Genomic DNA, 22,146 nt, shown 5'->3' on the forward strand with positions numbered 1-22,146 from the left:
CTACGGGGTATCAATGTCGTTTCGTGATCGTGCGAACGACACAAATCCTGTAGGAGCGAGGCTTGCCCGCGAAGCTTTTAAGCTCTGGGTTTAACAGTGCCGCAATCCTGGCCCAACCACACAGCGCGAGTATCGAGGCTACCCTTCTGCTGAATGCCGGTGGCGTTGAAAGTGCCGTTGACCTTGGTGGTGAACTCACGATCGCTGAGGAATGTGGCGACACCCGCACCTTGCGCTTTCGGACAGCTGAAACGGAATTTCCACTGGTTGCCGGTACGTTCGGTGATTTGCTGCTTGCAGCCCGATTGTGGGTCCGTCAGTGGAATATTGTCGGTCTTCACCTGCTCAGGCGTCAGGCAAGCCCGAATACCTTTGCCGCCCATGGTGATGCCCTGCTTCTCCAGCTGAGCGCGCTGTTCAGGGGTCATCTGACTCTGTATCTGGCCGAGAATCAGTTGAAGATCGGGCAGGTTCTGGTCATCGACCTTCATGTTGCTTGAAGTCATTTCCCACAAACCCGGTTGCAACATCTGCGCCTGAGCAGCCACAGGAAGTGCCAAACCAAACGCAATGGCCAAACCCAGCAGACGAACGTTCATCGAGTAACTCCTGATCATTAGTGGCCGTTAGACGTCAGCCACGGGCTTCGGTTCATGGGCCAATTAAATAGCGACATTCTGCCCGGAACATGGTCTGTTAGGCATTGAATCTTCAGGAGCAAGGCTGCCCCATGGATTATTTTGGACCGCATGTTTTCGGTTATCTGATTGCTCTGCTGCACACGCTGGGCTCGATTGCCGCCATCCATGCCGTATTGACCGTTCGGACCGCTCAAGGCTCGATCGCCTGGGCTCTGTCCCTGTTGTTCATTCCCTACCTCACCCTTATCCCCTATCTGGTCTTCGGCCGCAGCACCTTCGATGGCTATATCAAGGCCCGGCGGCAAGCCAACGAAGAAATGCGCAAGGCAATCTCCGAGCTCAACTGGCGCCCCTGGGTAGAAGAGGCTCTGGCTGCGCGTGCCTCCAGCGCCTACGCGTCTTTGAGGGCCATGCCGAAACTGGGACGTATGCCGTGTCTGGCGAATAACGAAGTGCGCTTGCTGATCGACGGCCAAGCTACCTTCGAGGCGATTTTCGACGCCATCAGCAACGCCCGGCAAGCGGTGCTGATCCAGTTCTTCATCATCCACGACGATCGCCTCGGCCAGCGCCTGCATACCTTGCTGACCAAGAAAGCTGCAGAGGGCGTGGCGATTTACTTGCTCTACGACCGCATCGGCAGCCACTCCCTGCCCCACAGTTACGTGCAACCGTTGCGCGATGCCGGTATCGAGGTCAAAGCCTTCGCCACCCACAGCGGCTGGCTCAATCGCTTTCAGGTCAATTTCCGCAACCACCGCAAAATCGTAGTGGTCGACGGGATTGTCGGTTTTGTCGGCGGGCTCAACGTCGGTGACGAATACATGGGGGAGAAACCGCCCCTGGCGCCATGGCGTGACACCCATGTGCAAGTACGTGGGCCGGTGGTGGCCTGCATGCAGGAATCCTTTGCCGAAGACTGGTTCTGGGCGGCCCGTTCACTACCGCCGTTGATCCTGCCGGAGGTTTATCCGGATGACGGTGTGCTCTGCCAATTGCTGGCAACCGGCCCGGCGGATTCCTACGAAACCTGTTCGCTGTTCTTCGTCGAAGCCATCCATGCGGCGACGGAACGGGTGTGGATCACCAGCCCTTACTTCATCCCCGACGAAGCGGTATTCGCCGCGTTGCGACTGGCGGTGTTGCGCGGTGTGGATGTACGGATTTTGTTGCCGTCGCGGCCGGATCACCGGATCGTCTACGCCGCTTCCAGCCTTTACGCCTTCGAAGCGGTACGTGCAGGCGTGCGCGTGTTCCGTTACCAGCCGGGGTTCATGCATCAGAAAGCAGTGCTGATCGACAGCGAAATCAGCGCCATTGGCAGCGCCAACCTGGACAACCGTTCGTTCCGGCTGAATTTCGAAGTGATGTTATTGACGGTCGACAGTGCATTTACTGCCGAAGTGGAACAGATGCTCAACGATGACTTTGCCCAGGCTCGCGAGATCGCCAAAGAAGAAGGCCGGGAGACCCGCCGCCTGCAACAGATCGGCATGCGGATCGCCCGGCTCATTTCACCGATTCTTTAAGGGTTGTAAATATCATCGCGGGTCCATGGCAGTTCATGGCTGCCATCGGGATGGGTTTTCACCGCCAGGATTTGATGCAGGTTGATCCAGCCTCTGGCGAAGGCATAGGCGCACCCCGCCAGGTACAACCGCCAGATCCGCAAAGCCTGCTCCGGCACCAGTTTGCCGGCAGCTTCCAGATTGTCTTCCAGGCGTTCGCTCCAGTGGTCCAGGGTTCGCGCGTAATGCAGGCGCAGGCTCTCGACATCAACGATCTCCAGCCCCGCGTCGCTGATCTCAGCCGATATCATCGACAGATGCGGCAGTTCGCCGTTGGGGAACACGTACTTCTCGATGAACTCACCGGCACCGCGCCCGACCGGACGACCGTCGATGTGTTTGGCGGTGATTCCGTGGTTCATCACCAGGCCGCCCTCTTTCACCGCGCCGAACAAGGTTTTGCAGTATTCGGCCAGATTGGCGTGGCCAACGTGTTCGAACATACCGACACTGACCACCTTGTCGAAGCGCCCGTCCTGAGGCAAATCGCGGTAGTCGAGCAGTTGCAATTCGATCTGATCCTCCAGACCTTCGGCTTTCACCCGTTCGCGAGCCAGTTCCAATTGCTCCTTACTGAGCGTGATCCCGAACACCTTTGCGCCGAACTCGCGAGCCGCATACCGCGCCAACCCGCCCCAGCCGCAACCGACATCCAGCAGATATTCGCCTGGCTGCAACCGCAGCTTGCGGCACAGGTGACGAAACTTGGCCTGTTGGGCTTGCTCGAGGGTTTCACTGCCGGTCTCGAAATAGGCGCAGGAATACGCCATGTCGCTGTCGAGCCACAGTTGGTAAAACGCGTTGGAGAGGTCGTAGTGGTAGGAGATGGCTTTGGCGTCGGTTTCTTTGTCATGAACCGTGCGCACCGGTTGTGCATCTTCGTCTTCGTTGATCAGCGCCTGACTCCATTCATCGCAGACACGAATTACATCGCTGATGGAGCCTTCCAGCTCTAGCTTGCCTTCGACAAATGCCGCCCCCAACGCATCGAGGCTGGGATGGGTGAACTGGGTAACCATGTGGGGGTCCTTGACCACAATGGTGACGCTGGGCGTCGGCCCCAGATTGAACTCATGACCGTCCCAGAGTCGCAAGCGAAGCGGTAATTGCAGATTCTGTAAGGCCGGTGGAAGTTGCGCGAGCATGAAAAGTCCCCCTTGTTTCAGACGTCAAATCTGAGGGTAGACCATCCTTGAAAAATAGCAGGCTATCGAATTAATAGCCTTTTTCTATTCCCGGTGTTGCCTGCAACACTGAAACCATCCAACGGGCGACCGTTGAAAATGATCGCCTTACCCTAGATGACTACAAATCCGGTACACAGTTCTGAAAAGTTGTAGACGCTCACACCTCTTCCTTAAGCTTGAGTAGGGGTTCCTGAAAGCGTAGCAAACGCCCGGCATTACCGAGCACCAATAACGTGCTCAAATTGTGCAACAGCGCGGCAATCATCGCCCCTGCCGCCCCAAGCCAACCGAATGCGGCGAACGCGACGATGGCCAGGGTCCATCCCAAACCGATGATCACATTGACCTGCAAGGTCTGCCGACATTGGCGACTCAAGCGCACGCAGGTTCCGAGCCGGCGCAAGTCGCTGCCGATCAGTACGATATCGGCCGAGGCCAGCGCGATGTCCGCGCCGCCCGCGCCCATGGCCACGCCGACGACACCGGCCTTGAGCGCCAGGGAATCGTTGATGCCGTCTCCCACCACCATCGGCCGGAAACCGCTGCCGATTTCCTTCAGCACACGATTGAGTTTGTCCTCGGGCAACGCCTGGGCTTCGACATCGCTGAGGCCTACATCCCGGGCCAGCGTGTGCGCAACGCTTTGCCGATCCCCGGTGAGCAACAGCTGACGACCCAAACCCAATTCACGCAACTCACTCAGGGCAAACCGCGCCTCGGGTTTGACGCTGTCGGCGAGCAACAGCCAGGCAAGAAACTCACCGTTGAGTGCCAACCCGGCAATCGGGCCGTCGTGTTCAGGCACAGCTGATGTGTCGATGGCCAATTGTGCGAACAGCTCCGGACGACCGAGGGCCGCCTCGCCCTGCTCTGTCATTGCCACAACGCCCAACCCCTGACGCTCGCGGATGTCAGAGAGCAGCAGAAAGTGTTCCTGAGAGACTAACCCAGCCAAGGCGCGGCTGACGGGGTGGCTGCTGGCGGAACCGAGGCTGGCGGCGAGCTTCAGTACGTGCCCGCGATCCTCCAGCGGACTATCGATGGATTGCAGGCGCAAGGTGCCGAACGTCAGGGTTCCGGTCTTGTCGACCACCAATGACGTCAGGTCAGCCAACTCCTCGAGGAACGCCGAGCTGCGAATCAGAATCCCGTGCCGGGCCGCCACCGCCACCCCGGCAATGGCCGTGGCCGGTGCCGACAACACCAGTGCGCAAGGGCAAGCCGCTACCAACACCGCGAGCATCGCTTGCGCATCGTTGGTAACAAACCAGGTCACGGCCGCCAGCAACAACACCAGCACCATGTAGCTGCCGGCGTAGCGTTCGAGCAAACGGGTGATTGGCGGCTTGGAGCGTTCGGCGCTTTGCATCAGCGCGATGACTTTACCCAAGGTCGATTCGTTACCGGTGCGGGTCACTTCAATGCGCAACAGGCCATCAAGATTGATCGCCCCGCCGAACACCGGCATGCCCACACCGGCTTCTATTGGCACCGACTCCCCGGTGATCGAGGCAGTGTCGAGGCTTGCCTGACCGGACAACACCCGGCCATCCGCCGGTACTCGATCACCGGCACGCACCTCCACGAGGTCACCGGCCTTGAGTGTTCCGTTGTCGACTTCAACGACGGAACCGTCAGCCTGAATCTTGCGCGCATGGCTGCGAGTCAATTTGCCGAGGGCATGAATCGCTTCCTGGGAACCGATTACGCTGCGCTCTTCCAGCACGTGACCGAAGATCATGATGATCGGTAGCAGAGCCGCGGTGAGCAGATCGCCTGTGGCCCAGGCACCGAGCATGGCCAGAGCGATCAGTTGATCGGTGATCCCGTGCAGGCTCGGATAACGCAAGCTGTACCACGCCGAGCGCATGACCGGCACGGCCACCAGCAAGGAAGCGAACCCAAGCAGCAATTGGCTGACACCGGTCTGATCCGGCGACAACCAGCGCCAGATCAGGCCCAGTGCAAGCAACCCCAGTGCAAGCATGGCCAGGGTCAACTGGCGCGCGGCGCTACGTTGTTCAGCCGAGGACAACATGCTCGGCGTGGCGGCGGTGTGGGCAGTCATTGCGCAGCTCCCTGAATGATCAGGCGGGAATCGTCTTTCGGATCAACCGTGGTCACCGAGCCGGTCTGCCCGAGAATCTTCGGCATCCGCTCACGGTAAATACGCAGCAACATTTGTGGGTCGGTGCCCTGCTGTTGCGCCTTGGCCAAACTCAGCACCGTGGCGGTGTCGGCAGAAGCTTTGGCCAGGCGTTCGCTGGCTTGGGCGTGAGCCACTTGCAGCGTGCGGTCGGCTTGTTCGTTGGCGGACTGAGTCAGTTTCTCGGCTTCAGTGCGTGCGTTGGCCACGGCTTTGTCGGCCTGCTGGCTGGCGGTTAATACTGCGTTGAACGCGTTCACTGCCGGGCCGGGCAGACTCGATTGCACATCGACCCGCGCCACTTCGATGCCCAACCCCTGCCCGGTCGCCGTCAGCTCGGCCAAGCGCTGATTGATGCCCCGCACCAGATCGCCGCGTAGACGTTCGCGGCGCTCAGCGGCCTGATTGTCGGCACTGATGAGTTCCGGTCGAGCCACTAGGATGGTGTCCAGATCTCGCGCCGCGGTGAGCGCCACGGCGCTGCGGGTCACCAGCCGATCCAGTGCCGGCAGCACATGTTCACCTTGGAGAACGAAGGCATACGGCTCGGTGACTTTGTAGAACACCCGCACATCCAGTTGCACGATGCCCGCATCACCGGTCAACAAATAACCAGAGCCGGCGAGCGCATCGCTGATCGGCGTGGCGAAACTCGCGACTCGATCCGCCTGCAATGCAGCATCCGTGCGCAGCAGATTTTCCACCCGACGCTCGATCACCCGATCGGCTGCCGGCAACAAAATCACCTGCTCGAACGGGCGGGGCCATGCCAACAACAAACCGGCATTTTGAATGCGATCCAGTGCGCCGAGGTGCAGCACCACGGCACGATTTTGCGGGTCGATCTGCCGCACATTGGAGAATGCCCACGCCAAAGCAGCCAGTACGGTCACGGCGTACAGCGCCAGAAAAGCCAAGCGCCCGGCCTGAATCCAGGGGCTGCTTAACTCATTTGTTCCACGTGGAACTAAACTCATGGCTGCGATCCGGGCTTGTTATCGAGCGTCGGCGGACCGTCAACCAACACCCGAAACGGCGCGGCATCGGTACGTAAAATCAGTTTGGTACCCGGCGTGACGATGGTGCCCAAGGTGTCGAGAGAACGCAGCAAGTTGTAGAGCTGCGGCGAACCGGCGTAGGCTCGGCCGTAAATCTGCGCGGCTTCGACGCGGGATTGGGCTTCGATGTCGGCAGCTTTCACTGTCGCATCAGCTTGCACGATTCGCGCATCACGCTCGGCCGCGGAGCGAATTTGCGCAGCTTCACGCTTGCCGATGGCCGTGCGTTCAGTGGCGATGGTTTCACGCTCGGCGCGCATACGATCGACAGTCGCGGTGAGCGTCACCGACGGCAGGGTTAAACGCTCGATGCCGACTTGCAGCACTCGCACACCATAAGTGGTGAGCAACTGTTGATCGATCTGCTGACGCAGCTGCGCTTCAAAATCGGCGATGCGCACTTGGTTGGCATCGGTGTTCACCAGGTTGGCCAGATCGAAACTGCTGGCGGTGGTTTCCAGCGCCGAGCCTACAAAGGTGCGGATCTGCCGTGCCGCTTCGTCCGGCTGGTTCTGTACGGCGCGCATGAAGCGTTGCACGTTGTCCGGATCACCCTGTACCTGCCAGGCCACGTAGGCTTGCACGATAATGCGCAGGCCATCGCGCGTGCCCACATCCTGCAAACCGCTGGAGGTGGTACGCAGCCGCAGATCCACCGGGATCGCCGCCTCGAACGGTGCCGGCCAACGCCAGCCAAGACCCGGTTCCAGCAACACCCGCGATGGATTGCCGAAGCGCGTAATCACCGTGGCCTCGCCCGAGCGCACTTGCACCAGGCTCGCCGCCGCAATGGCAAACGCCACCAGCAGCACCGCCCAACCCATTCGACGCCACGGGAAAGGGCCAGCTTCTTGCGGATCACCGTGGTGATGATGGTGATGGCCGTGGTGATGCCCGCCATGACCGTGATCGTGGCCGGCGTGATCATCGTGATCGTGATTGTGAGTAGGCGTCGGCTGGCTCAATGGATGGCTCCTGGCTGAGCGGAATTACGCGGCGGCGCAGGGTCAGCCGGCAGCGTGAATGTACGTAGGTCGATGGTCGGCGCATTGCTGCTGCCGCCCAGACGATGATCGAGAACCAGCAGCTTGGCGTTGGCCAAACCCTGGCTCAGTTGGCTGAGGTATTGCTCCAGTACAAAGGCCTGGCCGGCGCTGGAATAAGCCTTTCGCTCGGCGGCAAATTTCAGGTCGGCGGCCTGAGCGGTGGCGTTGATTTCATGAGCACTGGCCGTGGCTTGATCGCGAGCGATGCTGGCCTGCAACTGCGCCTGGTTGGTCGCCTCCGCCGCTGCCCCGCGCTCACGGGAAATCAATGCCTGAGCACCAATCTGCGCCGCTTGCACGCCGTGATAAGCGTTAGCCGCCCCCGCTGGCGGGTGGATGGCTTCAACCACCGTGGCGAGAATTTCCACGCCGCTGTCGAGTTTTTGCAGGTCAGCCTGCACGGCGCGACCGATTTCTTCGGCGAGCCCTACCCTGTCCTCGCCGAGCAAACCGTCGAGGGTTCGTGAGGCGAAATCGTGGACCAGAATCCGGCTGGCGGTGCTGCGGATCAACGTTGGCACATCGGCGCTGTTGTACGTTGCTGCCAGCGCCGCCTGATCGCTCAGGCCGATGCGATAGACGAAGCGCACATCCATGTTGACGATCTGGAAGCTCTGCTTGTCGGCGCGGCTGCTGGCGATGACTTGGGATTTGTCGTTCACATGGCTGGCGTCCCACAAGCGATTGGCAATCGCTGGTGCTGGGCCTTCGGCTGGTTCGGCCGCGACCGGTGCCGACGTTTCGCCCACGCTGGTGGCCAACTCGTGGACCACCCCGTTTTCGACGCTCAGCACGCGGCCCAGCGGCCACGGCAAACCGGCGTGCAAACCAGGGCCGAACACTTCCACCGGTTTGCCAAAGCGCTCATAGATACCGCGCCCTTGCAGCGCAATTTCGTGAATGCCGGTGAGCGACCAACCGACGATAGCCACCACCACCAGCACCGGCAAAAACGCCCGGCGCATGTAGGTGAAGGCCCAGATTTGTCGCAGGTCAATACCGAAGCGGTTGTGCAGTTCGTGCTGCAATGCGAGTAAAGGCTGCGGCGGCCAGCGCAGCATGTCGGCGACGAAGCTTCGCGCCAGCAAGGCCGGTTCCAGCTGTTCGCGACGGGGACTGAACAGCGATAACACCGCGCGCAGCAGCAACTCAACGGCGACCAGCCCTGGCAGCAAGCCGATCAGCACCGCCAGACGCACCGGCCAGACCGATGTTTCACTGCCGAACAACAAACACAGGGCGCTGAGCACCAGGCAAATAATCGCGACCCGCGTCAGCTGCGCCAACGACCCTGCTTCGGGCCACTGGGCGACGTTTTCCTGCGCTAGTTGCCGCTCCAGCACCAGCAAACCGAAAGCCAGCAATAACGACAGCGCGGCGCCGACACTGGCCGACAACCCCAGCGCAGCGGGCGGCAAGGTCAGATTCCAGATTTGCTCGATGCTGTACAACGTCAACAACGCCCAGCCGCCAAGCCAAAGCGTTGGAGCACCGATCTGCCCCAGCAAGCGCACCCAACGCTGACTGATCCGGTCCAGCAACCGCTCGTACCAGCCTTCAGCGGCAACGACTTCTTCAGCGACAACCACCGGCACCAACACGGCCGGATTCATCGCCCGTGCTCGCCACTGCGTTACCCACCAGGCAGATTGCACGCCGGCGACCAGCACCAGCAAACCGGCGCTCTGATTGACCAACAGCGCTGACCAGAACGACTGCGGCGCAAACAGCCCGACAAAAAACGCCAGCACCAGCCCTGCTGCCGCCAAGGCACCCAAACCGATTGCCCATTGCCGCAATCGACGTCCTTGAACGACCGCCTGCTGAAAGCGCGGCAGCCTTGCTATCTGTGCTCCATCGCCATCGAGATCGACTTGCATACCACCCCAGCCATTGCTCACTTCACAATTCGTTACGATATAACGAAAATGGTGAAATTTTCGTCCTGAATCGTTCTATCTAAAAGCGCTAAACCTGTCGCCAAGCTGAAGCCTTGACCGAAATGGCTCGAAACGCACATATTACGTTCGTAATTTTTACTGAAGACTACTTTTTATCGATCCCTTCCCTCTCAATCAAGGAGTTGCACCATGAGCACCTATGACGTCGTGATTCTGGGCGCCGGCCCCGGCGGTTATAACGCAGCGATCCGCGCCGGCCAGCTGGGTCTGAAAGCGGCCTGCGTGGAAGGCCGCGCCACTCTGGGCGGGACCTGCCTGAATGTCGGCTGCATGCCGTCCAAGGCTCTGCTGCATGCCTCCGAACTCTACGACGCGGCCATGGGGGCGGAATTCGCCAACCTGGGGATTGAGGTCAAACCCGTCCTCAATCTTGCTCAAATGATGAAACAGAAGGATGAAAGCGTTACCGGGCTGACCAAAGGCATCGAGTTTCTGTTTCGCAAGAACAAAGTCGACTGGATCAAGGGCTGGGGCCACATCGACGGGCCGGGCAAAGTCACGGTGACCGACAGCCAGGGTACCAAGACTGAGCTGAGCGCCAAGGACATCGTTATCGCCACCGGTTCCGAACCCACTCCCCTGCCCGGCGTGGACATCGATAACAAACGCATCCTCGACTCCACGGGCGCCCTGTCGCTGAACGAAGTACCAAAGCACTTGGTGGTGATCGGTGCCGGGGTGATCGGCCTGGAACTGGGCTCGGTATGGCGGCGCCTGGGTGCTCAGGTGACGGTGGTCGAATTTCTCGATCGGATCTGCCCCGGTGTGGACGGCGAAGCGGGCAAGACCCTTCAGCGCTCATTGAGCAAGCAAGGCATCAGCTTCAAGTTGAGTTCGAAAGTCACCAGCGCCACGACGTCGGCAAGCGGTGTTCAGCTCAGCGTCGAACCGGCCGCGGGTGGCACCACCGAGCTGCTTGAAGCCGATTACGTGTTGGTGGCCATTGGGCGGCGCCCTTATACCCAAGGCCTGGGGCTGGAAAACGTCGGTCTCGCCACGGACAAACGCGGGATGCTCGCCAATAAGGGCCACCGCACCGAGGCCGCAGGCGTCTGGGTGATCGGTGATGTGACGTCGGGGCCGATGCTCGCCCACAAGGCCGAAGACGAGGCCATGGCCTGCATCGAGCAAATCGTTGGCAAGGCCGGCGAGGTCAATTACGACCTGATACCCAGCGTGATCTACACCAAACCGGAGTTGGCCAGCGTCGGCAAGACCGAAGAACAGCTGAAGGCCGAAGGTCGCGCCTATAAGGTCGGCAAATTTCCCTTCACCGCCAACAGCCGGGCGAAGATCAATCACGAAACCGAAGGCTTCGCCAAAGTACTGGCCGATGAGCGCACCGATGAAGTCCTCGGCGTGCACCTTGTCGGCCCGAGCGTCAGTGAAATGATTGGCGAATATTGCGTGGCCATGGAGTTCAGCGCCTCGGCCGAAGACATCGCCCTGACCTGTCATCCACACCCGACCCGCTCCGAAGCCTTGCGCCAGGCGGCAATGGATGTGGAGGGAATGGCGACGCAGATGTAGGGCCGATGATTTGGCGGTGACTGAACTGGCGCTTTCGCGAGCAAGCCCGCTCCCACAGTCGATCTTCAGTGAACACAGATTTTGTGTTCGACAACGATCTACTGTGGGAGCGGGCTTGCTCACGAATAGGGTCGACTCGGTCTAAAGCGGCAAATGCTCCAACGGCAGCGCCCCCGGCGTCTTCACCGTGTGAATCGCAAAGTTGCTGCGGATGTCGCTCACACCCGGCAATTTCAGCAGTCGGCCGGTGAGAAAATGGTCATAGGCGCGCAAATCCGGCACCACCACTTGCAGCAGAAAATCCGACTCGCCGGACACCAGGAATGCCGAAATCACTTCAGGCAACGCCGTCACCGCCAAGCGAAACGCCTCGGCTTGTTCATCATTGTGTCGTTCGACTTTAACCCCGACAAACACCGTCAGCCCAAGGCCCACTTCATCTCGATCCAGATTAGCCTGATAGCCGCGAATCACTCCCGCCTCTTCCAGCATCCGTACACGACGTAAACAAGGCGAGGCAGACAGGCCAATCTCGTCAGCCAGTTGCACGTTGCTCAGGCGTCCGTCCCGTTGCAGCGCCGCGAGAATCTTGCGGTCGTAGGCGTCCAGTTTCATGGTTTGGCAGATCCCGATGGTTCGATCATCACAAAATGGCAGGTTATGCCAAATATCGAAGCTTTAGAAGCTGACTACGCAACCACCTGCCCTGCCCCTCAGCCGTAGACTGATTTCACCAAATCAACAACGAATGGGGTGCAACATGACAGGACTCTGGCTGTTTTTCATGGCACTGGCGGTGGTGTACCTGTTGCCCGGCCCGGACATGATTCTGCTGTTGCAGACCGGCGCGCGTCAGGGCAAAGGCGCGGCGTTGGCCACGGCGCTGGGGCTGGGCATAGCGCGTGGTTGTCATGTGGCCTTGGCGGCGCTGGGTTTGGCGGCGCTGTTCAAGACGGCGCCCTGGACCTTCGACGTGGTGCGCCTGATCGGGGCTGCGTACCTGCTGTGGATCGGCATTCAGTGCCTGCGCACCACGATGCTGCCTGGCTTGAGCGGTACCGACGCAACCACCGAAAAACCGCATTGGCGCGAGGCGATTCAGCGCGGTTTGCTGACTAACCTGCTCAACCCCAAGGCGCTGCTGTTCTGCTCGGTGCTGTTGCCGCAGTTCATCGAACCTCACGCCGGGCCAGTGCTCGCGCAATTTGCAACGCTGGGCGTAATGCTGGTCGGTATCGGGTTGTTGTTCGACAGCGCCTACGCCCTGGTCGGCGCTGCGCTGGGCCGTTGGCTACAACGCAGTCCATCAGCCCAACGGGTGCAGCAGTGGTTGTTCGGCAGCCTGCTGATCGGCTTCGCGGTGCGGCTGACCTTTGTGCAGCAGGCATAAGCCTTATCGCGCCTTACGACGGCGGCGACTGATCAGCAGCAAAGTCGCCGCCGTGATCGCCACAATAGCGCCTACTTGCACCAGCTTCTTGTAAGGCCGCAGCATCGAACGCGTAGCATCGGTGGCCTGGGTGACATAACGTTTGCTGGCGTTTTCAAAGTCGGGATAAGGGCATTGGTGACCGAAGTTCTCCGCCCAATCCACGTACGGCCCTTCTTTTACATAGCGTTGATAGAAGGTATTTTCTTCTTCAAGGCTGGTGTTCCACCCCGCCGCCGCACACAAAACCGCCGCAAAAGCCTGGCTGGTATGGGGTAGATTATCGGCAGCACGACTGGCCAAAGCCGTTGCGACATAACGATAGTGATAGCGCTGATCGGGTTGAGCGGCGCTGGCTTGCTGACGCAGGACTTCATCTTCAGTCACTAACGGGCCGACCTTTAGTTCACGGCTCTCAAGGCTGTAATTACCGCCGAACGTGGCGTAATCCGGCGCCATTTCGTAGCCGAGAAGCTCCATGCCTCCTTGGCGTGCCGTCGTAGCAGCATTGAACAACGCCGCCGCACGTTTGGTCGGCCACCAGGCAGCGTCCGCCTCCTGACGCAACTGCCCGTACGCCTTGGCCTTGGTCTGCAGATCGATATTGTCGAAGTAAGCCGGTGCTTCGTCGTAACGTTCTTCACGCAGCAGGCGCCGCCCGAGCAAATTGCGCAGGTTCGCGGCTACCGACAACGGCACATAATTGTCGCGATCCTGCTGGCTGAGCGGCGGCGGTGCGGGCACCTGAGTGTCGACATACTGCTTCAGTTCATCGAGGGTCAGCACTCGCTCGGCAACGGTGGCTGCGTCGTACCAGTAAATGCTTTGGCTGCGATAGAGCTGATCAAAGGCTTGCAAATAATCGCCACGCTGCAGGGCCAGGATCGCACTTTCGCCGTCGACCCGGCACTTGGGCTGCACCGTTTCGTAATCCCAGTCAGGGGTCCGTCGTTCGCCCCAGGACTCGTTCTGCGGAAAGGCCTGGGCTGCCTTGGAATAGGCCGCTGCGGCAGCGCTTTTGTCGCCATCACGCAACGCCAGTTTCGCCCGCAGCCACCAAGCGAGACCACCGTCACCGGCCTGTTCGAGGAAGGCTTTGGCACTGGCGTAATCGCCCTGTTGATAATTCATCGCCGCCAGGCGATCGGCGTTATCCAGGTTGCCGCGGGTGCTGTTTTGCAGCAGTTTGATCAGTTTCTGTTCGTTCGGCGGTTGATCACCAAATGACCAGCCCAATCGACTGATCAACGACGCCGTCACCAGTTGCTGCACCGTTTTGCCCTTGAGCAACACGGCCAGTTGATCGTCGGGCATTGCCATCAGATCAGCCATCAACAACTTCAACGAGCTGTAGCCCACCGCCGAACCGTGGAGATTCTGCGTGGCGTAGAGTTCGATAGCGCTGTTCCAGTCGCCAGCGGTGCGGGCTACTCGCGCTTCTTCGCCGAGGCTGGCAACACCCAGCTCCAATGGGTCGCTGAAACCGTCAATACTCAATTGACGAGTCTGCTCGAAAGCCTTCCGGGATTGAGCCCACAGGTCGGCCCCCGCGCCCGCCTCTGAACTCATCGCAAACAATGCCCGCCCCAACGAGTAAGCCGCCCAGGTACTGCGCAACGAGCGTTGATCCGCCGGCAGCGCCAGCACTTTCTGAAAATACTCGGTGGCCAAGCCGTGATCACCCGCGTTGAACGCCACCGCGCCAGCCAGATACAACATGTGTTCGGCCGGCAGGCTCGCGCCCTGCTCTTCAACCTGACGGGCATCGGTCAGGCTGCGCAGCTGTTGCACCAGCGCTTGCTGCTCAGGCGTCAGACCGGCCTGTTCGGCGGTGTTGCGCTGACCCGCGTAATCCGGCGCATCGCCGTAACCGTCCCCCGGAATATTGGTGGCAGCCGTGACATTTTTCAGTCCCGCGATGGCATGCCCGAGGCGGCTGATCTCAAAGTTGAAGTTACCTTCCGGCAGCTCCGCCAGCGACTGGCCACGGTTGTCCAGCAGGCGCATGGGGAAGTCCGGCCCGCAGGCCAGCGCCGAACCCAACGGCAGGCTGAGGCTCAGGCAAAGCACATGGCGGGGCCAGTTACGGGTGAACATTCGAACCTCCTTGATCAATAGTTGCGCAGCGTGCCCAACCGATGGCGCGCTGTCCGCCGGCGGGGATTCGACCCTCGCGCAGGCGGGTGAAGGTAAGCAGATCCGGGCGCTGTTGCAATGCATAACCGGCCAATGCATCGGCGCCATCGCAGCCCCGCACCGCCAATGTCAGGCGTTCGGGCCAAGCGCTGTCGAGGTTGCCTTGGTTGCTGACGCTAATGTCGTAGAGGCCGTCCTGCGTCGAGAGCTTCAGCCCCACGCGGCTGTCGAGCGTATCGCCACGCGCCACAGCAGCCAGCGTCGTCAGGCTCCAGGCCCTGCGATCATGGGCCAGCGGCAGGCGAAACCAGATCAGCCCGGCCAGATGAGCCGGAGGATCGGCGCGTAACTCGGCGCCGAGTTTGCTCAGTTGCAGCGGATCCGCCAGTAACTCCCGACGTTTGCCGCCCCGCTCGATGGGCACTTCACTTTCCACGACCGGAGCACCACTGGTCCCTGGCAACAGCGCCACGCCATAAGCCGGCAATGCCAGATAGAACGGTTTCGAGGTGATACGGCTCCAGGCCTTGGCCCACTGCCGTGCCTGATCCGGGTCGAACAGCCCACGCCGTGGATCGCTCACCGCGTGCACCTGCAAAACGCTGCTGTCGACCGTCGCCAGCAGCGCCGGCAACTCAGGGCTGTCGAGCCAGGCCGGCAACGCGGTGATGCTCAGAGGCAAGGAAGCCGGGAGAGCAGCGCGTAAATGCGTGAGAAATTCGCGATAGGCCGGTAGCCGCGCGTTACCCGCATCGTGGTCGATTTCCACGCCAGAGAGGATGAGTCCCTGCCCTTGCCAATCGCTAAGCACCTGCTGGATGTGCGCGGTGACCTCGTCCTGATCCAGCCCCTTGAGCTGGCCATCCAGACGAATCACTGCAATCAGCGGTCGACCATCACGCTTGAGCAGCGCCGGATCGATTCGCGCCCGGCTCCAGCCGGCCTGCGGAAACGCCTGCAAGGCCAGTACGTGCAAGGTCGAGAAATCGGCGCGGCTGTCGCGCAGCGCGGCGTCATGGGCCGACGTCCATTGCCGTTGCCAGACATAGAGTTGCTGATCGAGCGGTGGTGCGTCCGGTCGCTCACAACCGTTGAGCAGCAGCAATGTGGCGATCAAGGCCGATAGACGAATGAAAAACACAATGAACCCTCATCCTCTGTGGCGAGGGAGCTTGCTCCCGCTGGGCTGCGCAGCAGTCGCAAATGCAGCCAATGTGGTGTGTCTGATGAAATGAGGGGCTGCTTCGCAGCCCAGCGGGAGCAAGCTCCCTCGCCACAATTGATCTATTACGAATTCCCGGCAGCCTACTCAGCCATCGGCTTGCGGGCAATGATCACCTGACTTTTCGCCACCACCGCGTCCAGCGCCTGTTTGATCTGCGCACCCCGTGGCGAGGACAGCACGGCTTGCCAGGTTTCAGCCCAATGATTGAGCAACGGGTGGTCGGCGTTGCTGAAATCGACCTTGGCTTCCCAGAACAACAGCATCCACATCGACCAATAGAACCCGTACTGGCTATGGCTGATGACTTCCAGGCCGGCGTCGCTGACCATCGCCTTGAACTGCTCTTCGCTGATGATGCGAATGTGGTTGGGCTTCTGGAAATACTCCGGCGCAGCGATGTCTTTTTGCAGGTCTTCGGAACTCGGGTGCGGAACACTGAGCAAATACAACGCCCCAGGCTTGCCGACCCGCACCAGCTCGGCGAGGAACTGCGCTGGATCGTCGACGTGTTCGATGACTTCGGTGGACACCACCCGGGTCGCGGTCGCATCGGCAATCGGCAGCGGGTTGCAATCCGTGACGTGACACTCGACGCCCCGCGCCGGTGTGTCGCTCAGGCGTTGACGAGTCGCTTCGACCTTGGCGGCGTCGATGTCGGCGATAATGATCTTCGCCCCGCGCATGCCGCAGAAATGCACGTTGCCGCCGTCACCGCAGCCCACATCCAGTAGTGTGTCCTCGGGGCTGACCGGGAAGCCGGTGAACAACTCGCCGGTTTGCTGGTTGAACCAGCCGCTGAGCATCGCATCGTGCAGGCCGAGCATGTACGGGTCGACCTTGTCCGGGGCCGAGGGTTCTGGCGTCGCGGCAGCGGACGTACCCGCCGTGAGTTTCTTCAAAAGGCTCAGCATGAGGTGGCTCCAGAGGATGGAAGGGCTGATCGGGATCCACGCAAGCGTTGCACCAGACGGGCACCCCGGTTGCGCATGGGCAGCTCGATGAATCGGTAGTTGAGTTCACTCAGCAGCACGATCAGGCTCATGGCGCAAAACAGCGCCAGTGCCGGCTGCATTGCCACGTCCTGCGAACCGGCAGGAGCAAAACGAAACCAGCCTTCGCGCACGGCAAAAAACGCCGGGATGTGGATCAGGTAAATGCCATAGGAACGGGCGCCCAACCAGACCAGTATTTGTTTGAGCCTGCCCTTGGGCAGCAAATAATCGCGATTGTAGGAAGCGATCCAGGCCAGCGCCGCGCACAACAAGGCAATGACTGCGACCCTATAGCTCGCCAGGTTGAACGGTGTGCTCGCCAGCACGCTCAGTACCGACCCCAGGCCGATCAGTATCAACGGGCCGGACCAGGAGCGGCGTAACAACCGTGGCTCCCAGGTCAGATAGCTCGGCCTTGAGCTCCACATCGCCAGCAACACGCCCAATGCCAGAGCATCGGTCCTGATGCTCATCAACAGCGCTGAACGCCAAGTGAACAGCTGCACCGCAACCAGGGCAAGCAACACCCACACCAACCGCTTGCGGCAGACAAAGATCAGCAACGGCAACAGCAGGTAGAACTGCTCTTCAAGGGACAGGCTCCAGTAAACGAAGCTGGCACCGTATTCGAAGCGCATAAAGCTTTCGGCAAAGCGGAAATTGGCAAATTGCAGAAAGCCCGCCAGCGTCGCCTGCAGATTGGCCTGCACCGTGCCAAAGGCACCCGAATGATTGAAATACAGCGCGCCCGATAACATCAGCAGCAGCCACAACCAGGCGGATGGCAACAGACGAAAGGCCCGGCGAATCCAGAAATCACGGGTTTCCTGCCAGAAGGCCTGCGGTGTGTGGCATCCGCGCAGCAGCGGAATCAGACCACGGGCGATCACAAACCCCGAGATCACGAAAAACAGGTCCACGCCCCACCAGAATTGCCCGTGGGCCGTACCCGACTCAAAGCCCGGCAGCCCACCCGGAAACGGCATGGTTTGCAGGTGATGCACCAGCACACCAAGCACAGCGATCCCGCGCAACAACTCGATGTCGAGAATCCGTTGACCACTCATGGCGCAGTCCCGGCCTTTGAGTCGGTCGCCATCGGTTTGCGTGCAATGATCACCTGGCTCTTGGGCATGAACTGATCGAGCATCTGCTTGATCGCCAGCCCATTGGGTTGCGTCAGCAATTCTTGCCAGGTTTTCGCCCAGCTCTCCATCAGCGGTGGGTACGGCGCCTGAATCCGGTCACGCACCGCGCCGCCCAGGTCGCGCCCGGCCGCGCGCTCGCTGGCCCAGAAGAAGATCATGCCCATCACCCAGAAAAACCCGGTGGCCTGACGATGCTCAATCACCAGACCGGCGTCCTCCACCAACGCGGCAAAACGTTCCGGGGTAAAAATCTGTACGTGATTGGGCGACTGGAAATAGCTGGCCGGTGCGATGCCTTGTTGCAAATGCTCGCCCACCGGCGCCGGCACGCTGAGCAGATACTGCGCACCCGGACGGCCCATGCGCACCAACTCGGCCATGAACGGCTCGGGCTGGTCGATGTGTTCGAGCACTTCCATGCACACGACTTTGCTCGCGCAGCCATCGGCCAGCGGCAACGGCAGGCTATTGCTGACAAGCCCCAGGTTGGACTTGTCCGTCTGCGCTTCCACTTGCCGGGCCAGATCACGGACCTTTTCGTATTCACTGTCGGTAAAAATCACCGACGCGCCCTGACGTACCGCAAACAGTGTCGCAACGCCCTCACCGCAGCCGACATCCAGCAAGGTGTCGTCTGCTGTGATTGCAAAGCCCTTGAGCAATTCGCCGCTATCGCCCAAAAACCAGCCATCGAGCATGGCGTCGTGCAAGCCGACATCGCGCGGCGACACGCTGCCTTGCGCAACCGGTGCAGGCACAGGCACCGGTTCGGGTTTCGCCACTGGACGCAGCCAACTCATCAATGCGCGGATCATGCCTCGGGGGTTTCCACGGCAGATGCAGCGCGGGTTTCGAACATCCGGGCAAGAAACTCTTTCAGACGCTGTTCAGCGGTCGTCTGGCTGCAGAAGTTTTGCAGGCTGGTTACCGCGTGGGCGGACATCCTTGCATAGCGTTGCGGGTCGTCCGTGGCCACGTCATAGCTGGCCCGATAGGCCGTGCACAGCGAGGCCCAATTGGTGATGTAACGCAGGGTGCGAAACGCCTTGCGTGGGTCGTGGGGCCAGGCTGTCAGCTCATCCGTGGAGTCAATGAGGAAAGCGTTGTCGGCGTCCAGGTAATCGATCATCGCCGTGGTGCGCGGCGCCACCGCCGGCTTGCCACAGGACATGAACTCCATCAGCGGAAGGCACTGGCCCTCGCCGTAGGATGTGTTCACCACGTAACTCGTGGCCTGCACCAGACGTTCGTAGTCCGCATCCGCGAGGTAGCCGTAAATCAACACAATGCGGCAGCGGTAAGGCTGGTTTTTGTACAAGTGATGAAGGATATCGGTCAGCGCTTCTTCGGCATCGTGGTGCGTCAGTTTGAGCACCAGCGTGGCGTCTTCCACCTCGCGGAAAGTCACGCAAAAGGCGCTGAGCATGTCTTCCCAATTCTTGCGCCCGTCGCCGGGGTTGAACACCGAGGTATAGATCACACCGTCGAGCACCAGCTCCTGTTCACGAGCGGGCGCCTGAAAGTCGATGCCCTTGCCGGCACGCAGATGCGCAGGAGCAAAGGCCCGCAGATCAAGTTGGCGACTGTCTGCCAGCAAGCCTTTGATCTTCAATCGCACCTGGCGGGCCTTTGGCTGGCGCTGCAGCTGCGCACCGCGCTCGGCAAAGCGATCCCACACCGGCGCCGGCACCGCGACGATCGGATAGTCGGCGCCCATGGCTTCGCGCACGGCGTTGACGGTGTAGCTGGAATGGGTGATCGCCGCACCGCATGCGCGCAATACCGTGCGCCAGTCATTACGCGGTTCACCGGCGAACGGCTCGTTGGGAATGGTGCTGAATTCCCACGCAAACACCGCCAGGGTCGGACAGGCGAAATGCACCGGCGTGCGATGGGGCGGCGAGAACGACAGGAACACGCAGTCTTCGCCATGGGACAGGCAGTCGAGGTACAGGGCGTCGACTTCGGTCTGCGGGTCGCTGACTTCCACTACCCGCCCCAGTCGCTCCAGCACCGGCCGATACTCCTTGAGCACGAAGTAGTAGCTGTATTCCGAACGGCCCAGGTTCTGGGCAATGGTGCGCTGGTTGGTTTCCGAATGAATGATGATCAGCATGAGGCGTTATCCGTCGCGGCCGTTGCTGGCACACTGTGTGGCGCCAGCCCGAAAAAGTCCGCCAGGCGCTGTTGTACCGGAACGAAGGCACAGTATTCGTGCATGCGCTCGACCGCAGCGTGAGACATGCGCTGATATTCCAGCGGCTGCTCCTTGGCGATCCGGTAGCTGTTTTCGTAGGCCGCTTTCAACGAACCCCAGTCCGGTCGATATCGCAGGGTACGGTAAATAATGCGGGTGTCCTGGGGCCAGATGGTCAGCTCTTCGCTGGACTTGACCACAAACGCCACACGCTCATCGATGTAATCCTCCATGGCCGTGTGGTCCGGGGCAATCACCGGTTTTCCGCTGGCCATGAACTCCATCAGCGGCAGGCACAGGCCCTCGCAGCGTGAGGCGTTGACGTAATAACTCGCCGCCTCATAGAGCCGGGCATATTGCGGATCGTCCAGGTAACCGTGCATCACCACCACCCGACAGGCGAACGGCGACAGCTGCGCCAGCAAGGTCATCAGCTCGGTGTAGTAGGCCGACAGGTCGCTCTGGGTGATCTTCAATACCAACGTGGCATCCTCGGTTTCCCGGAACGCCCAGCAGAATGCGCTGATCAGTTGATGCCAGTTCTTGCGCCCGTCCTTGGGGTTGAACACGGTGACGTAGACCACGCCGTCGACATGGGTCTGAACCTGTTCCGTAGTGTCCGGAAGGTCCACGGGCACTGGTACATGGACCGGCACCGACTGCGGACCGGCAATGGCCGGGAGGTATTTTGCGAGCCTGGAATGAGCCGGATCGGACAACAGATCGCGAATCCCCTCCCAGTACCACTGGCTCAGAAAATGAGTGCGATGGACCGGCACCGGTTGCGCCTTGCCCAGGTCCAGCGCCCACAGACGCAAGTAGTGCCTGGCGATGACGAAGCGGCGTTTCAGGGTCAGCGGCGGCGGTCGCAAGGCATCGAGTTCGGCCTGCTGCTCGGGGGTCAGCGGCGGTGGAGTCAGCGAGTCGGCTGTCAGCCCCAACGTGCGGGTATCGAGGATGCAACCCTTGATATCGAGGGTCGAGCCGGCATTGACCGGCACATTGGTATGACGGCTACGAATGGCCGCGAAGTTTTCCCACAACGGGGTCGGCAATACCAACACCGGAAAGTCTTCGCCCATGGCCCGACGAATCGCCCGCGCGGTATGACTGGAGAGCGTGATCACCCGGCCCTGGCGCGCCAGCATGCGGGTCCAGTCCTGTCGGGGATCGTTGTCCCACTGCTCATCGGGAATCGAATCGAACTCCCAGGCCACCACGCAGATCGTCGGGCATTCAAGATCGTTCGGGGTTTTCTGCGGAGGAGTAAAAGACAGGAACAGGCTGTCTTCGCCAGCAGCAAGCAGTTGCCTGTAGAGGGGGTCGACCTCGGCGGTAGAGGACACCACATGCACCCGCCCAAGACTTTCGAGCACCGGGCGATAAGCCTTGAGCACGAAGTAGTAACTGTATTCGGGACGACCGAGGCTCCGGCTGATGGAACTGTCGTTGACGTCCGAGTAAAGAATAAAATTCATGGCATCCCACGATGAGGCTGCCATCCCGGCAACCTCACTCTATGACGGCGAAGCTACGGATCGAGTCGGCGTGCCGCCCTCGTCTATGGTCTTCATGCCCGTCTACGTTCTTGTTTTAGTGGTCAGTTTCGCGGAGTTCCAGAACAACCCTGCCGAACCCTGGGCGATCGTGACGAGGGGCATTCTAAACACATCCATCAAGGGTCCGTGAACCGCTCGGCGATAATAAATAGGCCTGCAAAAACGAGAACTGATCAGTCACGGTGGGACCTGTTGAAATTGCTGCGCAATTGGCACAGATTGGCTACCAAACAACTACAACAATGACTTCGCCCATCCACTTATCGAGGATTTTCCCTCGAATTGTCGGACAATTCCGTAAATCCTGTGGGAAATGGCAGAAG

Annotated in this window: 18 protein-coding genes; 4 read left to right on the forward strand and 14 right to left on the reverse strand. The window is 60.4% G+C overall.

Annotation, left to right across the window (positions count from 1 at the left end; translation table 11 throughout):
• Positions 1-77: 77 nt before the first annotated feature.
• Positions 78-599, reverse strand: a complete 522-nt coding sequence (locus AB4O41_RS16570) for a DUF3617 domain-containing protein (RefSeq protein ID WP_123357105.1) — start codon at positions 597-599, stop codon at positions 78-80.
• 131 nt (positions 600-730) lie between these two features.
• On the opposite strand from AB4O41_RS16570, the gene cls reads away from it, so the two are divergent.
• The gene (gene cls, locus AB4O41_RS16575) at positions 731-2,170 is read left to right on the forward strand and encodes a cardiolipin synthase (protein WP_460143972.1); all 1,440 of its coding nucleotides are present in this window, start codon (positions 731-733) and stop codon (positions 2,168-2,170) included.
• Here the strand turns inward: cls and cfaB are convergent.
• The 5 genes from cfaB to hflK (AB4O41_RS16600) all read right to left on the reverse strand — a co-directional run bounded on the left by cfaB (position 2,167) and on the right by hflK (AB4O41_RS16600) (position 9,526).
• Positions 2,167-3,354, reverse strand: a complete 1,188-nt coding sequence (cfaB, locus tag AB4O41_RS16580) for a C17 cyclopropane fatty acid synthase CfaB (protein ID WP_460143973.1) — start codon at positions 3,352-3,354, stop codon at positions 2,167-2,169. The two genes, cls and cfaB, sit on opposite strands and share 4 nt — an antisense overlap.
• A gap of 199 nt (positions 3,355-3,553) precedes the next feature.
• Positions 3,554-5,464 carry a cation-translocating P-type ATPase gene (locus tag AB4O41_RS16585; RefSeq protein WP_460143974.1) on the reverse strand — a complete coding sequence of 637 codons (1,911 nt, stop codon included), beginning with the start codon at positions 5,462-5,464 and terminating at the stop codon, positions 3,554-3,556.
• The gene (gene hflK, locus AB4O41_RS16590) at positions 5,461-6,519 is read right to left on the reverse strand and encodes a protease modulator HflK (protein ID WP_460143975.1); all 1,059 of its coding nucleotides are present in this window, start codon (positions 6,517-6,519) and stop codon (positions 5,461-5,463) included. Before hflK (AB4O41_RS16590) ends, AB4O41_RS16585 begins: the two co-directional genes overlap by 4 nt.
• Positions 6,516-7,565 (reverse strand): protease modulator HflC, encoded by a 1,050-nt coding sequence (hflC, locus tag AB4O41_RS16595; protein WP_460143976.1) that lies wholly within the window; start codon positions 7,563-7,565, stop codon positions 6,516-6,518. The genes hflK (AB4O41_RS16590) and hflC overlap by 4 nt, the downstream gene beginning before the upstream one ends.
• The gene (hflK, locus tag AB4O41_RS16600; protein ID WP_460148363.1) at positions 7,562-9,526 is read right to left on the reverse strand and encodes a protease modulator HflK; all 1,965 of its coding nucleotides are present in this window, start codon (positions 9,524-9,526) and stop codon (positions 7,562-7,564) included. The genes hflC and hflK (AB4O41_RS16600) overlap by 4 nt, the downstream gene beginning before the upstream one ends.
• Positions 9,527-9,736: 210 nt before the next feature.
• On the opposite strand from hflK (AB4O41_RS16600), the gene lpdA reads away from it, so the two are divergent.
• Complete coding sequence (gene lpdA, locus AB4O41_RS16605) at positions 9,737-11,137, forward strand: dihydrolipoyl dehydrogenase (protein WP_460143977.1); 1,401 nt, start codon at positions 9,737-9,739, stop codon at positions 11,135-11,137.
• A gap of 141 nt (positions 11,138-11,278) precedes the next feature.
• Here lpdA and AB4O41_RS16610 read toward each other — a convergent pair whose 3' ends face one another.
• Entirely contained in the window at positions 11,279-11,752 is a 474-nt protein-coding gene (locus AB4O41_RS16610) for an Lrp/AsnC family transcriptional regulator (RefSeq protein ID WP_460143978.1), read from the reverse strand.
• Positions 11,753-11,897: 145 nt separating this feature from the next.
• Between AB4O41_RS16610 and AB4O41_RS16615 the strand changes: the two genes are divergently transcribed.
• Positions 11,898-12,527, forward strand: coding sequence for a LysE family translocator (locus AB4O41_RS16615; protein WP_460143979.1), 630 nt, complete (start codon positions 11,898-11,900; stop codon positions 12,525-12,527).
• A 3-nt stretch (positions 12,528-12,530) separates the two neighbouring features.
• Here AB4O41_RS16615 and AB4O41_RS16620 read toward each other — a convergent pair whose 3' ends face one another.
• The 7 genes from AB4O41_RS16620 to AB4O41_RS16650 all read right to left on the reverse strand — a co-directional run bounded on the left by AB4O41_RS16620 (position 12,531) and on the right by AB4O41_RS16650 (position 21,742).
• Positions 12,531-14,663, reverse strand: a complete 2,133-nt coding sequence (locus AB4O41_RS16620) for a hypothetical protein (RefSeq protein ID WP_460143980.1) — start codon at positions 14,661-14,663, stop codon at positions 12,531-12,533.
• Positions 14,650-15,846 carry a DUF3142 domain-containing protein gene (locus AB4O41_RS16625; RefSeq protein WP_460148365.1) on the reverse strand — a complete coding sequence of 399 codons (1,197 nt, stop codon included), beginning with the start codon at positions 15,844-15,846 and terminating at the stop codon, positions 14,650-14,652. The genes AB4O41_RS16620 and AB4O41_RS16625 overlap by 14 nt, the downstream gene beginning before the upstream one ends.
• A gap of 161 nt (positions 15,847-16,007) precedes the next feature.
• Positions 16,008-16,838 (reverse strand): class I SAM-dependent methyltransferase, encoded by an 831-nt coding sequence (locus AB4O41_RS16630; protein ID WP_460143981.1) that lies wholly within the window; start codon positions 16,836-16,838, stop codon positions 16,008-16,010.
• Positions 16,832-17,986 carry an acyltransferase family protein gene (locus tag AB4O41_RS16635; protein ID WP_460143982.1) on the reverse strand — a complete coding sequence of 385 codons (1,155 nt, stop codon included), beginning with the start codon at positions 17,984-17,986 and terminating at the stop codon, positions 16,832-16,834. The genes AB4O41_RS16630 and AB4O41_RS16635 overlap by 7 nt, the downstream gene beginning before the upstream one ends.
• A complete protein-coding gene (locus AB4O41_RS16640; RefSeq protein ID WP_460143983.1) occupies positions 17,983-18,882 on the reverse strand; it encodes a class I SAM-dependent methyltransferase in 900 nt (299 codons plus the stop codon). The genes AB4O41_RS16635 and AB4O41_RS16640 overlap by 4 nt, the downstream gene beginning before the upstream one ends.
• Positions 18,879-20,183 carry a glycosyltransferase gene (locus AB4O41_RS16645; RefSeq protein ID WP_460143984.1) on the reverse strand — a complete coding sequence of 435 codons (1,305 nt, stop codon included), beginning with the start codon at positions 20,181-20,183 and terminating at the stop codon, positions 18,879-18,881. Before AB4O41_RS16645 ends, AB4O41_RS16640 begins: the two co-directional genes overlap by 4 nt.
• A complete protein-coding gene (locus AB4O41_RS16650; protein WP_460143985.1) occupies positions 20,177-21,742 on the reverse strand; it encodes a glycosyltransferase in 1,566 nt (521 codons plus the stop codon). The genes AB4O41_RS16645 and AB4O41_RS16650 overlap by 7 nt, the downstream gene beginning before the upstream one ends.
• Between AB4O41_RS16650 and AB4O41_RS16655 the strand changes: the two genes are divergently transcribed.
• Complete coding sequence (locus AB4O41_RS16655) at positions 21,741-21,953, forward strand: hypothetical protein (RefSeq protein ID WP_460143986.1); 213 nt, start codon at positions 21,741-21,743, stop codon at positions 21,951-21,953. The two genes, AB4O41_RS16650 and AB4O41_RS16655, sit on opposite strands and share 2 nt — an antisense overlap.
• Positions 21,954-22,146: the final 193 nt, after the last annotated feature.

Source organism: Pseudomonas sp. S2_A02, from assembly GCF_054668495.1.

Excerpts from the sequence above, each read along its gene's own strand:
- AB4O41_RS16570 (WP_123357105.1), bottom strand. The coding sequence starts at position 599 with ATGAACGTTCGTCTGCTGGGTTTGGCCATTGCGTTTGGTTTGGCACTT.
- cls (WP_460143972.1), top strand. The coding sequence starts at position 731 with ATGGATTATTTTGGACCGCATGTTTTCGGTTATCTGATTGCTCTGCTG.
- cfaB (WP_460143973.1), bottom strand. The coding sequence starts at position 3,354 with ATGCTCGCGCAACTTCCACCGGCCTTACAGAATCTGCAATTACCGCTT.
- AB4O41_RS16585 (WP_460143974.1), bottom strand. The coding sequence starts at position 5,464 with ATGACTGCCCACACCGCCGCCACGCCGAGCATGTTGTCCTCGGCTGAA.
- hflK (WP_460143975.1), bottom strand. The coding sequence starts at position 6,519 with ATGAGTTTAGTTCCACGTGGAACAAATGAGTTAAGCAGCCCCTGGATT.
- hflK (WP_460148363.1), bottom strand. The coding sequence starts at position 9,526 with ATGCAAGTCGATCTCGATGGCGATGGAGCACAGATAGCAAGGCTGCCG.
- lpdA (WP_460143977.1), top strand. The coding sequence starts at position 9,737 with ATGAGCACCTATGACGTCGTGATTCTGGGCGCCGGCCCCGGCGGTTAT.
- AB4O41_RS16610 (WP_460143978.1), bottom strand. The coding sequence starts at position 11,752 with ATGAAACTGGACGCCTACGACCGCAAGATTCTCGCGGCGCTGCAACGG.
- AB4O41_RS16615 (WP_460143979.1), top strand. The coding sequence starts at position 11,898 with ATGACAGGACTCTGGCTGTTTTTCATGGCACTGGCGGTGGTGTACCTG.
- AB4O41_RS16620 (WP_460143980.1), bottom strand. The coding sequence starts at position 14,663 with ATGTTCACCCGTAACTGGCCCCGCCATGTGCTTTGCCTGAGCCTCAGC.
- AB4O41_RS16630 (WP_460143981.1), bottom strand. The coding sequence starts at position 16,838 with ATGCTGAGCCTTTTGAAGAAACTCACGGCGGGTACGTCCGCTGCCGCG.
- AB4O41_RS16635 (WP_460143982.1), bottom strand. The coding sequence starts at position 17,986 with ATGAGTGGTCAACGGATTCTCGACATCGAGTTGTTGCGCGGGATCGCT.
- AB4O41_RS16640 (WP_460143983.1), bottom strand. The coding sequence starts at position 18,882 with ATGATCCGCGCATTGATGAGTTGGCTGCGTCCAGTGGCGAAACCCGAA.
- AB4O41_RS16645 (WP_460143984.1), bottom strand. The coding sequence starts at position 20,183 with ATGCTGATCATCATTCATTCGGAAACCAACCAGCGCACCATTGCCCAG.
- AB4O41_RS16655 (WP_460143986.1), top strand. The coding sequence starts at position 21,741 with ATGGCATCCCACGATGAGGCTGCCATCCCGGCAACCTCACTCTATGAC.
- AB4O41_RS16650 (WP_460143985.1), bottom strand. The coding sequence starts at position 21,742 with ATGAATTTTATTCTTTACTCGGACGTCAACGACAGTTCCATCAGCCGG.